Genomic DNA, 14,353 nt, shown 5'->3' on the forward strand with positions numbered 1-14,353 from the left:
CTACTTATTTGTTTTTAACTGGCTTAGGTAATACGATAATTTCACAATCAGTGAGCTTATCTTGCAAACTTAACTTGGCTTGCCATTCAATAAACAGCCAAATATTTCCTATACCTAATAAACTGTAAATTATGCGTTTTATTCCTGTTGGCTTGTCAATTAACTGACCGTCTAGACGTTGTAAGCGCATTCGCCAAGCACGCATGCCTAGCGTTTGACCACCGCGAGTCCAAAAGAAAATAAAGAAATAGCAGACACTTAAAACCGCGAATCCATCAATTAATACGGTATAGAGAATAGAGCTTTCTTTTACATCAATTAAGTGCTCAAAGCCGCCTTTATCGATGATGCCTGCCGCAGCCAATCCTCCGAAAATAGCAAAAGCGGTGGCACCCGCCACCATATAAATAGACAGGGCTAACAATGCATCGTATACCCAAGCGGCTAACCGTCTAAAAAAGCCTGCTCGCGGGCATTCAATAACTGTTGTGTCAGACATAAATTCATCTCAATATTCGTTTGCGCTAGTGTACCAAAGATGGGAAGCAAGACACTAGACTGACGATGGTAAATTACCTAAAAAGGATTGTTTTACTAATAAGTTCGCTAATTAATTAGCCAATTACTTTCATTATTACAACAGCAAAACATCAGCATTAAATCAGTTTCAAACACTTTGTTTTATATAGAGTTTGTATCAGTATTTGTCACAGTTTTGTTTTCGTCTTAATAGGATTTTTATGAAAGGTTTAACGGCAATTCTTATTTTTATTGTTTGTACATATTCATTCGGGAACGAATTTACATTTGGCTTTAAGGAGGCGTTGCATTCCAAAGTATTGAATGAACAACGTGAGATTAATGTTTATTTACCGCCTAGCTATGACAGTAATTCAACAATACGCTATCCCGTGATTTATGCCTTAGATGAGTCAAATTTTAAATATTTGGTCGGCGTAACCGACTGGCTAAGCAGAGGAGCTAGGGTTATTCCTGAATATATTGTAGTGAATGTTGTTAACACAGATCGCTATCGCGACTTTTCTCCAAGCAAGCCTCAAGATGAACCAGACTCTAATGCAGGAGGAGCAAAAAAATTTGTAAGCTTTATGTCTCAGGAGTTAATTCCATATATAGAATCAAACTATCGAACGAGTTCATTCAAGGTACTCACAGGGCACTCTTTCGGTGGTCTATTCGCGTTAAACACCTTGCTCACCCAGCCTGATACTTTCAATGCTTATGTCGCTATGAGCCCTTTTGTTAGTTTTGATGATGCTGAATTAGTTAAGCGATATCAGCAGAAAATGAGTAAGAGTAAAGCTCTCAATAGCTTTCTGTTTATGACCTTAGGTAACGAGTCCGATCTAAAGCCTGCTTATACAAAGCTCGAAACAGCTTTGAAAAATCAGTCGCCAGAAAACTTGCAGTGGCAAAGTCACATTTATCAAGATGAAAGTCATATGTCGACGCCATCTAGAACTATTCACCCAGCATTAAACGCGTTAACTTACTATCAGGGCTATCGAGTTTCTTCTGAAGTACTTAACGGAAGCTTTGACAAAGTGGAGAAGCACTTTAAAAACATATCGAAGCAGCTGGGTTATAAAGTAGAGCCAACGCCTTCAGTGATAGATGCTTACAGCGTAAATTTACTGGAAAACAATCGCACAGAAGAAGCACTCGCGTTTATCCAGAGCCAGCATCAGAAAAAAAGAATTTCAGCTAGAGGGATAAACCAATTTGCCTATCATCTTATGTGGCGAGGTAACATCGATAGTGCTATAAAGCTTTTCAAAGAGAATGTTCAGCGATATCCGGATATAGCAAATCTATATGACAGTCTGGCAGAAGGATATGAAAGCAAGGGCGATGTTGCAAAGGCGATAGTGATTCAACAACAAGCGGTAGACTTGGCCCAACAGCAAAAATTAACTAATGTTGGCTATTTCCAAGACCGATTACACCTGCTGCAGTCAAAGCGTTAATAATACACATAGCTCTCAGTTAGGATGAAAATTCAGCAACTGGATGGTATGCAAGATAAAATGATTGCAAGGCGATCAAAAAATCGTATAATGCCAGCCACTTCGATAAATTTTATCGATAGTCACTGTGTCGCCGGAGTGGTGGAATTGGTAGACACGACGGATTCAAAATCCGTTGCCTTTGCGGGCGTGACGGTTCAAGTCCGTCCTCCGGTACCATTCTTATTCAAGAGCGAATGAGAAACAAAAACCAGCATAAAGCTGGTTTTTTTGTGTCTGAAATTTATGAGAATAGCAATACCAAGTTACACCATTGAAGTGTTTAATTACAATAAATGCCTCGTAAAAATAGTAGATGTAACTTGATATAGTCCGATTTTAAATTGTAGTTGCTGTTGAAAACAGTTGGTCAATTTTTCTCTGAGCCTCAATGCTTTCACTCGCTTTCAATGATTCCACTAATTCCGGTAATGTGCCTTGAATGTCACCTGAGTGTAGACGTATAAACTCTGCTAATTTCTTGTGAAATAGCTGTTCACCCAATAGTTGTTTTGTTCTAAGAAAAACGATAGGTCCTTTGCCATAACTAAGATAATTTTGATTATCCATTTCTATTAATGGTGGCTCTGCTTCTGCAGCAAAAGCCTTTCCTGAGCGATATCTTCGCTCATTATAGTCGGCTAAAGATTGTGCCATTTCACCGCCGTACAGGTTTTCTAGTATTTGCAGTTCTGTATATTTTGCTAAAGACTCGAGTAAAACTTGGTCTCCTGCGGTTAGCTCAGGTGTTAGTATTTCTCCCCACCATTGGTGTGAAACTTCATGGGCGACATTTCGAGCAACATTATTAATACTTGCTCCATCATTTATGGCTTGAAGAAATAACCCTTCAGTAAGTGCAATCATTCCTGGAGTTGATTTGCCGCCAAAAGGGTGGAAGTCTGCTACTTCTACCAATCGCAGTGTTGGTGCGTGGTATTTCGCAAAATTTAATTCGCTGTAACTTATCGTCTGTTTAGCGACTGATAATATTTCTTCAATATTTTTATCATGCGCCGCGTCATAGAATAATTCTATATTAACGTCATTATGACGCAACGAGCGTGAAGTATATCTGCCTGATGCAAAAGATATTGCTGGATAAACTGGCGCAACGGTTTCGTAATGGTAAATGTTACGGCCATCGCTTTTTTCTGTTGCTTTGAGTTCGCCAGACGTGATTGCCGTCTGATCAGACTCTGTGGATAACATAACACTGAATAAACGCTTGCTCGTGACAAATTTCCCTAAAGCTTGACGGCTGTTACCAAATTCTTTTTCAGGCAACCCAAGGGATTGTCGTTCGAATGGATTTTTTATTTCTAAGTAGCTGGCATAACCAAGAATTGGTTCAAAGTCACTTAAGTTTATGTAGCTATTATTCGGAGAAACCGAATTGTTATTGCTAAATAATGTCGCATTCACTTTCAGATCATAAATAAAATTAGTGGATTGTTTAGGCTTTAGAGGTTTCTTAAATTCAAATGTATAAGCAAACTGATTTGGGTCTGCTTTTACTAAGGAGGCTCCTTCAATAGATACATTTGATAGTGCAAAGCGACTTGTCACCAACATACGCGATAGTGATGTATTGCTGTTATTTTTTATAACATTGTTAGCTGACACTTTATAAGCCTGTTCACCAGGATAAATGTCAACTTCAAGTGTACTGCTCAATATGTCAGGAATAGGCTGTTTTGAATACTTTTGGTATGTTCTTTCATAATTTGCATGTTGAGCAAGTCTATCTGATGAAGACTTATAACCTAGCTCCGAGTTTATGATGCCAAACAAATAACCTTGCTGAATTAAAAGGCCTATAGCAATTACCGCAAATACTTTGACTGATTTTAGGGAGTTAAGAGTTGCCCGAGTCAACGATTTCTTACTGATAATGTAGCTAGCGATCATTAAGGCTAAAGCTAATAGGCTCCAGCAGACAATATAAAAATCAAAAAGGTCCCCCTTATTACCGAAACTAGCTATTGGTGAATATCCTCGCACTAAGCTTGGAAATTGTAATACTTTCGTCAACGGGTGCTCCAACCCTAATACCATATTGAGGTTAAGTACTAAGCATAGGGCTACAATGGCTACCAACATGGCGGTGAAATAGTTCATGCTGGAAAGTTGTCGACAAACGACGACAATTAAGAATACAAAAGCCACTTTAAACAATACTGGAACTGTAAACCAATACAGGGTAGTCAAATGAAACATCGGTTCTACAATGGCGTTTGGCATACTTGTTAGCAGCAATATCGAAAGGAAGTTGGCGATAACTAACATGAGGATTGGAATGGCAACTATAGGTAGAAGTTTAGCGAAAAATAAGCTGAGCGCTTCAGTGCTAGTTGCTGTTGAAATATCACCAAAATTACAACGCTTCGCTGCCCATATTCGCTCTGCAGAGAAATAGACAATAAACATCAATGCAAAAAGCTCATAAGGCTCAAATACGTAGCTTAATAATCGAGACGAACTAGGGTAATAACTGGAAAATTCTGACGAGCTGAAAAGGCCGATTCCATTGAGTAGAGCTAGAATGGTCATGAGTGACCAAATCAACATTCCAACAATAAATGGGCGACCTGAGAATGTTAATCGGCTTTCAAACTTTAAACATGCGACAAATCGAGAAAAAGCGAATTTCTCCGTGATATCTACATTGACTGTATTTGAACTAGCAAAAGAAGGTGTGCCAGTTTTATTATCGATATTTACCTCTTGTTTTTTTCTAATCAATTTCTTAATTGGGTAGGTAGTAACTAAGGTCGTATCGAGGTTTATTGCTCTAAAAAGGGCAAAGCTAGAAAGGGTTATCCAAATTATTCTATTTAGCAACCAATTTGTGTCGGGCAAAGCTAACGACAGGTTTTTCTGGTTTATCGTTAAAAATTGGGACTGTTCAAAAAATGCGACTACACCGCTCGGATCTATAAGCGTCAACAAGGATAGTACATCTGCTGATTTCATTACCGACTCCCCTGCAACAGGAGAACCTGCGCCTAGAATAATTCCCCAGCTAAACATGAACAATAATGTGCCACAAATAGCGGTGAATAAAGGCGTGCGCCAACGTAAAGTTACCCAAGCTATTAGGGGGAGAAACACCATATTGTTAGTAACACCGAAGATAAACCATGGCGTCACATAATCCCAATATGACGTATTTTGGCTAACAAATGTTTCCGTATCGACAAAATTAATCGCAATGCCGATTCCAAGGGCAATAACACCTTGCAGGGTAATTCCTCCCAAAAACAAAGCGACCAATCTACTTTTTAATTTTGCTTTTTGCTCTAAATTTGCCGTTATAGCGTCAAACTTGTGGTCAGTATCTTTTAAGAGAACGCCAATATTACTGAATATATACAGCAAGCTAACAGCAATACTGCACAGGGCTAGCCAAAACGAAATTCGATAAGGGGCATTAAGTGCCAAGTTATTATTGGTTGGTCCCAAGCTATCTAGAGAAATTAACGCGCCATAGACAAACACGGCAATGCATAGCAGTACAAAAGACGGTTGTTTCAAGTGTAATTTTGATTCCAATTGAATGAGCTGCTTTAACATGCTGACACTCCCTTGGTTGCTTCTTGCTTGTTTAATATGTGGAAATACGCATCTTCTAAATCAGGAGCTACTGCAACAAAGCCATTTCCTGGTGGTGTTTCTGAAAATATTCTAACTTGGCATTGGCCTGCAATCAGCCTTTCAGATAATACTTGTTGAGAGAGTTGAATTGCATCCGCTTCAGAGGGGTTAATATGCTTGAACCATACTTTACCTTGCATGGTTAACAGCAAATCATGAGGGCTACCAGTATATTCGATAGTACCGTTTTTCTGGATTGCCATACGCGGGCAAAGGTTGTGAATATCTTCAACAATATGAGTAGATAAAATAACAATCATATTCTCAGCAACACGATTCAAAATATTGTGAAAACGATTTCGCTCTGCAGGATCTAATCCAGCCGTAGGTTCATCGACAATCAATAGTTTGGGCTTTCCTAACAGCGCTTGTGCAATACCAAATCGTTGCTTCATTCCGCCTGAGTAACTTGCTACTGCTTTATCTTTTGCGTGTGTTAGATTTGTCATTTCCAAAAGCTGGGCAATTTGTTGGCTGCGTTGTTTTTTGTCCAATATTCCTTTGAGAACAGCTAGGTAATCTAATAGATCAACTGCAGAAGTATTTGGGTAAACACCAAATTCCTGAGGCAAGTAGCCCAAGAAAGGGCGAATAGAGGTAGGTGATTCCACAATATCTTGATTGTTAAAGGTAATGCTTCCTGTATCTGGCGTTTGAATTGTGGCGATAGTGCGCATTAAACTTGATTTACCCGCGCCATTTGGGCCAAGTAAGCCAAACATGCCGTTTGAAAGCGTTAAGCTAATACCGTTTAGTGCTTTAACACCATTTTTATATTGCTTGTGAATGCCATTAATTTTTAGCTGATTTTGGGCGTTTAAATTATTTTGTATCATCGTTGTCTACCATTAAATAACTTTATTGGCATGGTAGATTTGTGAGTTGATAAATACAGAAATTTAGCTTTTTTGTGATGAACACCCTCTTTTTAAGGATGAACAATGTCAGTTTTAGGGCTCTATTATTTTTCTCGCTGACATCAATGCTAGATTTTACTCGTTTTATTGAGTAAATAACCTATAGGCCAATAAAAACCTGCTTGTTAGATAACGATTTATAATGCTATGTTAAAAATAGAGCGCTAATGTTGACGATTAAAATGTTTTGTTTTTCATGTCTGAAAATAATGTTTATTTCATAATTTGGTTATTACTAGCAACTGTCATTTCCATGTGGTTGTTTAGACAGTGGCGTGAAATCAAGCTATTGCAGAAACAAACTCAATTAGCTGAACTTACTCAGCTTAAAACTCGTATCAAGCCAGCGTTTTTTTTTGCATCCTTACGAAAGATTCAACAGTTAGCAACTAAGAATGACCCGCTTACGCCTGAGTTCATAATGACGCTATCACAATTCATGCGTTATGTTTTGTACAAAGGTAAGCAAGATAACCAGCCCTTGAGTAATGAAATAGAGCACTTACAGAACTTTGCTATATTGGCAAATAACATGTTCGATAACATGGAAATTGTCGTGACAAATAAGCTTGATGATCCTGGAAAAAAGAATAATAGCGGTATGTTGCCGTCTTTATCGCTTGTGTCGGCTATTGAGTTTTGTTTAGCTAACGTTGAACAAGGGCAGACTGAAAAACTGCATATAACAATTGCAATGCTAGGCAATAAATTGTCATTAATAATTTCTTCAAAGCTCGGCTTTTCTTTTACTAGTGAGCAACTAGATACTCGATTAAAAGCATTATTTGATGATGTTTATGTTAGTAGTGCCTGCTATGAGAACAATTCCGCCAAAAACTCAGGTCAGGAACTCAAGTTTATTCTGTCTCTAGAGGAATGAAAGTGAATCAAATGGAACAAATTAACTTTATTATCATTGATGATGAGCCGATTGCTCACAGGGTAATTTTAAAATACTGTGAAGCACTACCTCAACTAAACTTGGTTGGACAATGCTATGACGCGATTGAAGGTTTGAACTTTATCAAACAAAATCAAGTGGATTTGGTCTTCTTAGATATCAATATGCCACAGTTGAGCGGTTTTGAAATGGTTAAAGCGTTGCCTACTCGACCCCAAATAATTGTTACGACGGCTTATGACGAGTTTGCGCTAGAAGGCTATGAATTGGCAGTATGCGATTACCTTGTAAAACCGTTTAATTTACAACGGTTCTTACAGGCAGTGCAAAAAGTTGATAAAGCATCTAGAGTACCTGAAAAGGATGCTGATGATGATAAATCACAAACAAGTGCAGGAGACAGCTTGTTTGTTAAAGTTGATAAGGTTCATCACCAAGTAAATATCCGCGATATTAAGTATATAGAAGCTTGTGGAAACTACTGTATCTTGCAGTTGCAGGAAAGGAAGTTGATGACACTGGAGAAAATATCTAACTACCAAAAACACTTAGCAGAAAGTGAATTTATTCGTGTTCATAAATCATTTATCGTGTCTAAAAAGCATATATCAGCAATTTCTAAGTCGACTATCTTTGTCGATAAAAAAGAAATTCCGATAGGGCAAACCTACAAAAAACAAGTGTCTGAAGTTATCAATATGCTTTCAACGTAACACGTAGTCAGGAACTCGTTTTTAAATCAGGCAGTGAAAGCGATACCTGATACTCTTTGTCGTTATCAATAATATGGTATTGAGAGCTTTGCGGGTAAAATAGCGTCAACCGTTTCTTGAAGTTAGTTAAGCCTATGCCAGAATCGTCATGACTTTTCTTTGACGTATAATTATTGCTAATAAGAAAAGTCAGCATCCCATTTTTTACCGTTAGATTTAGGTCAACCCAAGCGTCACTTGTTAGTGTATCAACACCGTGTTTGAAGGCGTTCTCCACTAAAATGATCAGCAACAACGGCGCAAGTTCAAAACTATTGTCATCTATTTCACTATCGATATTGACGGAAACAGGACGATGAAATCGTATCGACTGTAATTCTATGTAATCTTCTAAATATTGGAGCTCCTTAGTAATGGTCGTTGTGCTCTTTTCTCCTTCAAAAATAGTATAGGTCATCAAACTCTCTAGTTTCTCTACAAGAGGTGCCGTTTGCTCTGAGCTTTCTACTGCCAAGCCATATATGTTGTTTAATGTATTAAACAAAAAGTGTGGTGTTATTTGATTTGATAAGCTAGCAAGCTCATGTTTTTTGCGTTCACCAATAAAATGATATCGGAGTTTTAGCTGTCTGAGCCACCAGCTCAACAGCAAGTGACAGAAGAGTGTTAGTGCGACTAATTTTAGTTGAATATGAGGTCCCCATGGATCATCTTTATCCATGGTAAGGCTAGCTAAGAATATCGAGATGCAAACCAACAAATAGGCGAGGTAAAACCCGTTTCCTTTTATTGTTAGTCTATTGGTAATTTCTCTAATTTTTTTATTAAAAAAGTAGATGAGGTTTATCGTCAGTAAAATATAAAGAGACGATGTGGCCAAATTGTAAGTTAGCCTTTGATCAAACCAATCAATAATAACAATCAGACTACCAACGCCACAGAAAAAGCTCCAACTAAGAATAGCAAGCGTGTAGGTTGAGTTATAAGGCAAAGCCTTGTATCGAAATATATAACTGATACTAAAAATGGATAATAAGCCGTAACTTGTATATATGATGACAAGCAACGAATTAGCAAAGCTTCTCGACTCGACTAACGCTAAACCGCGTATACCTACCATAATACACGATGCCAAAATTGTGATAATTAATATCAACACGTTCACGTTTCTTAACATCGTTAAGCTCTATTTTCCGAAGATTTCGCTAGTTCATGTAGGTTTTAACACAGTTTGTCACAAAAATAGAGTAAAACTTTTGTCAGCCTATTTCTTTAGATATGTTGTTAAACATCAGTCACCAGCAGGAATAGGAATATGAAATTTTTGATGAATGTAATAGCAACATGTGTGCTAGTTTCAAACGTAACGTTTGCTAATGAAAATGCAGATAAAGCATTTGCGGATTTGAACTACCCACAAGCTAAATCACTATATTTGCAGAGTATGAAACAAAACCCTAAAGAGCCGAAAGTTTTGTTAAATCTAGCAAAAATCAGTTTGGCACTAAATGAACTTAAAGAGGCCGATGATTACGTCAATTTGGCAAAAAAATATACGGTAAATAGCGATAAATCGATGTTAGCGGAGTCCTTTCATTTAAAGGGGATAATCAACGAAAAACTAGCTGAAGATAGCAACGTTTTTGCCATGCCTAGTTACGCAAAACAAGCAAAACTATCATTGCGCGAAGCTGTCAGACTACAACCCGAAAATAAGCAATACATTTCTTCTTTAGTGCACTTTTATTTAGATGCTCCCTCTTTATTAGGTGGTGACCCTGAACAAGCGTTATCGATAGCGAAAAAGTCCTTAGTTCATCACGATAAGAGTAGCTATCAGTTACTGATGGAGACATATAGAGAACTACAATACTATGACGATATGTATGAACTTTACGACCTCGCCAAAGAAAAATTTGATATCGTCTCTGAGCTCGACTTCATCATGGCGCAACACTGGATGGGCAAGCGAAAATATCAAAAAGCCGTCGATTACTTTGATGCAGTTATTGCAGCCTCTTCAACTACACACAGCGATATTAAACTCTTGGCTCTTTATGATCTTGGAAGGTTGAGTGTCTATAGCAATTCCATACATGAAAAAGGAATAAAGTCTTTGCAGCAATATATGCAGTTACATGAAGACAAGCCTTATTCTCACTTGCCATCACATGAATGGGCAGAATTTAGAATTGCTAATATTCATCAACAAGCTGGTCAAATAGATGAAGCGAATAAAATTTATAAACGTTTATTAAGTAGTACTAAAGACGAACAATTATCAGATTGGATTGATGAAAAGTTAGACGATTGACAAGGAAGTTGTTAATTATAGCGGTCTGGGCCCTTTACTCCGATTTAATTTAAAAAGCCTGCGATAAAGCAGGCTTTTTAAATCTGAAAACCTTAAACGTCGCCTTTGCGATTCCGTTAAATTTAAGTTAGTTGCGAAAAACTCAACGATTGAAGTTAGCTATGGTTTTTATCCAAATAATTCAGTGTTAATTGAGCAATACAATGCCTTTTTTAATCGATACCACTTTGGAAAATAGCAGAGTGTTTTTCTCAGGCACAACGTCGTTAATACTGTCAACGTGTAAAGTGGCGGGCAAATACAAAGATTTTGAAGACGTATCCACATTAAATTGCCAAAGTTTACCCAGACTGTCTAAAACCAATAAGTTATTGTTGTCGCCTTGATGAATGGAGACAGATTTACTTTCTGCGAATTCTGTGACGGGTTGCTCTGCAAGATCAACTACCTGTTTTAGTGCCAATTGAGCATCTATTACAAATAGATTTCCCTGTTCTGACAGTAATGCATGCTGGCTATCACCAATATAAAGGGTTTCTATATGCTGACTGTCAAAATCAAACAGTTTGATAGCGTATTGATTATTATCAACCACTTTAATTAATAGCTGGCTTTCACCTATGGTGTGGTAAATATCAACAACATCAAAAGGCATCTTTATTGGTGTAGCTCCGCCGTTAAGATCAAGTATCGTTAACTTTCTTGCTGAGTTAATAATAATTAAGCTGCCATCAGGTGACCAAGCAAAGGCGTCAACAGGCTTATCTGCTGGGAAATAACTTAATTGCGTTGGGGCGCTACTTGTCTGTTCCGAGTTTAACAACCAGATCTGATTTCTGCCTGAACGGTTTGAAATAAAAGCGATTTTATCACCCTGAGGTTGATATTTAGCGCTATGCTCATTAGCGGTACTACGGGCAAAAATATGTTGATTCGTTGCGATATGCCTTTCTTTTTGTGAATTGTTTTCACTCTTCTCCCAAGTTAACTGCCCCATATCAAAATCAAACATCCCAAATGCCGCGACTACACTATGTGCTTGTGGATGATATCTAGGGCCATATATATTTTGCATCGTTGGGAAGCTGTACTCGGTAAATTGACCGTTTAGATTGACGGTATAAAGAGACTTTCCAGCAGAGGTAATAAAACTTTCTTGAGTGGGGTGCCAGTTTAGCTGCCAAAACCCATAGTTTGCATGTTCACCTTCTGGTTTTAGGGGAGTGATAGTCGTCTCTGTTGTTTCAGGGTCGACAAGAACTAAGCTATACTTATGCGCCGCATCAAACTGTGACAAAGCGAGTAAATTAAGAGAGTTTGAAAAATCTAGGGAATACAGAGATTCTTTTTGCGGGACATAAAGCGTGTTAATTTTACTGTCAGCTAATGACAAGGTGAGTAATTTGTCTTGACCATCTTTAGTGCTTATAAAAGCAATACTCTCATTGTCTAACCACACAGGTGAGTGGTAATCATTACTTTCACAACCTAGTATTTCTCTAGTTGTTTGTGGGGAAGATTTCGCTAGCGCAAAAGATAACGCTTTTAACGCAGTACAACCCTTTAGAACATCATTTTTACTGCAACGAGAAACACTTGAAAATACAATTTGGGAGCCGTCCGGTGACCAATTAGGTGTACCATATATCCCGACCTCTTTAGTGAGTAAGTATTCTTTGTTATTTTGCGTATCTTTTGCCCAAAGCTGATTTTCACAACCATCAATATAGCGCTCAAAGGCAATGTAACGACCATCAGGTGAATAACTTGGCTTTAGTTCTTTATTGTCTGTTGCTGTTAACGGAGTGAGCTTAGTAATGTTAAGATTTTCAGCTGGCTGCAGCGCTTGGTAGATAAATGAGACTATGATGAAAAGGGCTATTAATATAACGCCTACCAGCTTAGGAATATAAACTTTATCGACTTTAAGTTGAGCTGTTTTTTGTTGTTCTGCCTTATCTTGGTTTTGGGTACTTGTTTTATCGGTTTGCCATCTAACATCAGTGAGTAAGCTGTAACCCACTTTAGGGTGAGTTGAAATCACTCTCTGTGTTTTAGCGTCATCTTTAAATGCCTTTCGTAACTGAGCTATACAGCGTTGAATTGCATTAGCGCCGACAACAGAGTCAGGCCATACTTTTTCTAGAATGAGATCATGAGGAACAACTTGTCCCTGATTTTCAGCAAGAATAAGCAAAACTTGAAGTACTTTTGGCTCAATTGAAATCGTTGCATCTTGGGTAACAATTTGTGAACGTGCCATATCAATGCGGCAATCACCGACATAAAACTCAATCACTAAACTCCCCCAAAAGTGACAATTCCATAAAAGCTAAAAACGCAGTATACCGTGCCTAAATAATTCCGCTATCTAAATCATTTAATTACTCATTGGTCTTATTCAGTCACCTAATTTGTCGGTAAATATCAAAAAATTATTACTGTGAAGCGCTAAAAATCTCCCGTTTAAGTTATTGATAATTAAGCCATCAGCTTTTCTATAGCTTTTTATCAGCCTCCCTACATTGTGTTGGTTAGTTGAAGTGTGATGATGAGGTGAATAAAAAACATCACGGAGAAAGTTATTCAAATGAAGAAAATGTACCTAGTGTTATTAATGTTGTTATTTTCCCAATCAATTTCAGTATTTGCCGTCACCGCTGAACAATCGGAAAAAGTCGAACATTACAACATCACCGCAGAAAAAGTTACCGATCAAGTGTATGTGTTATCCGTGGCTTGGAGTGAAACGTCATTCATTAATAGTGCAATTGTTATTGGCGATAAAGGTGTACTATTGATTACTGCGCAAATGGCGACGGTAGCACCAAGTTTAGAAGCAAAAATAAAAGAATTAACAGATAAGCCAATCACTTATGTTTTTAACCCAGCTTCAGATTACTTCCATTATCATGCTAACGAGTATTTTAGGGAACGAGGCGCTCAGGCAATCGCTCATAAAGACCTTAGATACACTAAAGCAAGGACAGATATTGTGTTTGATGACTATTTTTCGATGTCATTTGGTGATGAGGTGTTAACTGCTCGCCATACATTGGCACATAATAATGGCCAAACCATCGTCTATTTAGAAAATAGTAATGTGATGTTATTAGGAGATGCGTTTCGCACAAACCGATTGGTATACACGGGCTATCATGGGGTAAAAGGTCATATTGATGGCTTTAATCTAGCTTATGAGATGGCCAACGATGAAACGCGAATTGTTTCAGGCCATAAAGATTTACGCTTGTTTAGCCAACGGGATGAATTGAAACAAGCGAGTGAGATATTAACTAACTTTACCAATTTAGTAGGTAAAAAACATCGCGCTGGGATGTCTGTTGAAGAAATGACGACCGATCAAGAATTGCTAAAGGCAGTGGCAATCTATCCTATATATCGCGATAAACCTGAATGGATTAAATACAATATCACACAGTTGATAGAATTAGAGTTTCGTCCTGTTTATAACATCGCTAGCAACGTCTTAAAAACATATGAAGGGATATATCAAACAAGTAATGGAAACCTTTTAGAAGTTAGCGTAAATAATGGTCTCTTGTTTGTGATGCAAGATGGTAAGTTTAATTTTGCGCTTAGTCCTTTATCACCTAAAAAGTTTGAACTTAAAGGCCGCACGGACTCTTCGCATATGCTGTTCCATTTTTCTAATGATGGAAAGGTGGTTGGAATTTCACCGAAAATGCCGAAAGACAGCTATTATGAAAAGCTCATTCCTGCAGAAATACACAAAAAAATTTAGTGATTAGGTTATGCCATAGTAGAGGGTAATGTTAGTTTAGCAGCATTGCTCTCCGCTC

10 protein-coding genes and 1 tRNA gene are annotated in these 14,353 nt (G+C 37.8%); 6 read left to right on the plus strand and 5 right to left on the minus strand.

The window, feature by feature from the left end; genetic code table 11:
- Positions 1-4: 4 nt before the first annotated feature.
- Positions 5-499 (minus strand): RDD family protein, encoded by a 495-nt coding sequence (locus ACOB80_RS16890; RefSeq protein WP_473167034.1) that lies wholly within the window; start codon positions 497-499, stop codon positions 5-7.
- Between the two features lie 241 nt (positions 500-740).
- Here ACOB80_RS16890 and ACOB80_RS16895 point away from each other — a divergent pair, with 241 nt between their 5' ends.
- Together ACOB80_RS16895 and ACOB80_RS16900 are read left to right on the plus strand one after the other, a co-directional pair.
- Complete coding sequence (locus tag ACOB80_RS16895) at positions 741-1,988, plus strand: alpha/beta hydrolase-fold protein (RefSeq protein WP_473167035.1); 1,248 nt, start codon at positions 741-743, stop codon at positions 1,986-1,988.
- Between the two features lie 132 nt (positions 1,989-2,120).
- Positions 2,121-2,207: transfer RNA gene (locus ACOB80_RS16900), tRNA-Leu, on the plus strand.
- 159 nt (positions 2,208-2,366) lie between these two features.
- Here ACOB80_RS16900 and ACOB80_RS16905 read toward each other — a convergent pair.
- Positions 2,367-5,603: a M1 family aminopeptidase gene (locus tag ACOB80_RS16905; RefSeq protein WP_473167036.1), complete on the minus strand. Its 3,237-nt coding sequence runs from the start codon at positions 5,601-5,603 to the stop codon at positions 2,367-2,369.
- Positions 5,597-6,520, minus strand: a complete 924-nt coding sequence (locus ACOB80_RS16910) for an ABC transporter ATP-binding protein (protein ID WP_473167037.1) — start codon at positions 6,518-6,520, stop codon at positions 5,597-5,599. Before ACOB80_RS16910 ends, ACOB80_RS16905 begins: the two co-directional genes overlap by 7 nt.
- A 277-nt stretch (positions 6,521-6,797) precedes the next feature.
- Here ACOB80_RS16910 and ACOB80_RS16915 point away from each other — a divergent pair, with 277 nt between their 5' ends.
- Together ACOB80_RS16915 and ACOB80_RS16920 are read left to right on the plus strand one after the other, a co-directional pair.
- A complete protein-coding gene (locus ACOB80_RS16915; protein ID WP_473167038.1) occupies positions 6,798-7,481 on the plus strand; it encodes a histidine kinase in 684 nt (227 codons plus the stop codon).
- Positions 7,482-7,492: 11 nt separating this feature from the next.
- Positions 7,493-8,215 (plus strand): LytR/AlgR family response regulator transcription factor, encoded by a 723-nt coding sequence (locus tag ACOB80_RS16920; protein ID WP_473167305.1) that lies wholly within the window; start codon positions 7,493-7,495, stop codon positions 8,213-8,215.
- A gap of 7 nt (positions 8,216-8,222) precedes the next feature.
- Here ACOB80_RS16920 and ACOB80_RS16925 read toward each other — a convergent pair whose 3' ends face one another.
- Positions 8,223-9,392, minus strand: a complete 1,170-nt coding sequence (locus ACOB80_RS16925) for a sensor histidine kinase (protein ID WP_473167039.1) — start codon at positions 9,390-9,392, stop codon at positions 8,223-8,225.
- A 138-nt stretch (positions 9,393-9,530) separates the two neighbouring features.
- Here ACOB80_RS16925 and ACOB80_RS16930 point away from each other — a divergent pair, with 138 nt between their 5' ends.
- Complete coding sequence (locus tag ACOB80_RS16930; RefSeq protein ID WP_473167040.1) at positions 9,531-10,529, plus strand: tetratricopeptide repeat protein; 999 nt, start codon at positions 9,531-9,533, stop codon at positions 10,527-10,529.
- Positions 10,530-10,716: 187 nt separating this feature from the next.
- Here the strand turns inward: ACOB80_RS16930 and ACOB80_RS16935 are convergent, their stop codons facing one another.
- The gene (locus ACOB80_RS16935; protein ID WP_473167041.1) at positions 10,717-12,828 is read right to left on the minus strand and encodes a winged helix-turn-helix domain-containing protein; all 2,112 of its coding nucleotides are present in this window, start codon (positions 12,826-12,828) and stop codon (positions 10,717-10,719) included.
- 291 nt (positions 12,829-13,119) lie between these two features.
- Between ACOB80_RS16935 and ACOB80_RS16940 the strand changes: the two genes are divergently transcribed.
- The gene (locus tag ACOB80_RS16940; RefSeq protein ID WP_473167042.1) at positions 13,120-14,295 is read left to right on the plus strand and encodes an MBL fold metallo-hydrolase; all 1,176 of its coding nucleotides are present in this window, start codon (positions 13,120-13,122) and stop codon (positions 14,293-14,295) included.
- Positions 14,296-14,353: the final 58 nt, after the last annotated feature.

This window comes from Thalassotalea coralli (assembly GCF_055786205.1).

Coding starts and splice junctions, on each gene's coding strand:
- ACOB80_RS16915 (WP_473167038.1), top strand. CDS start 6,798: ATGTCTGAAAATAATGTTTATTTCATAATTTGGTTATTACTAGCAACT.
- ACOB80_RS16930 (WP_473167040.1), top strand. CDS start 9,531: ATGAAATTTTTGATGAATGTAATAGCAACATGTGTGCTAGTTTCAAAC.
- ACOB80_RS16910 (WP_473167037.1), bottom strand. CDS start 6,520: ATGATACAAAATAATTTAAACGCCCAAAATCAGCTAAAAATTAATGGC.
- ACOB80_RS16895 (WP_473167035.1), top strand. CDS start 741: ATGAAAGGTTTAACGGCAATTCTTATTTTTATTGTTTGTACATATTCA.
- ACOB80_RS16890 (WP_473167034.1), bottom strand. CDS start 499: ATGTCTGACACAACAGTTATTGAATGCCCGCGAGCAGGCTTTTTTAGA.
- ACOB80_RS16905 (WP_473167036.1), bottom strand. CDS start 5,603: ATGTTAAAGCAGCTCATTCAATTGGAATCAAAATTACACTTGAAACAA.
- ACOB80_RS16940 (WP_473167042.1), top strand. CDS start 13,120: ATGAAGAAAATGTACCTAGTGTTATTAATGTTGTTATTTTCCCAATCA.
- ACOB80_RS16920 (WP_473167305.1), top strand. CDS start 7,493: ATGGAACAAATTAACTTTATTATCATTGATGATGAGCCGATTGCTCAC.
- ACOB80_RS16925 (WP_473167039.1), bottom strand. CDS start 9,392: ATGTTAAGAAACGTGAACGTGTTGATATTAATTATCACAATTTTGGCA.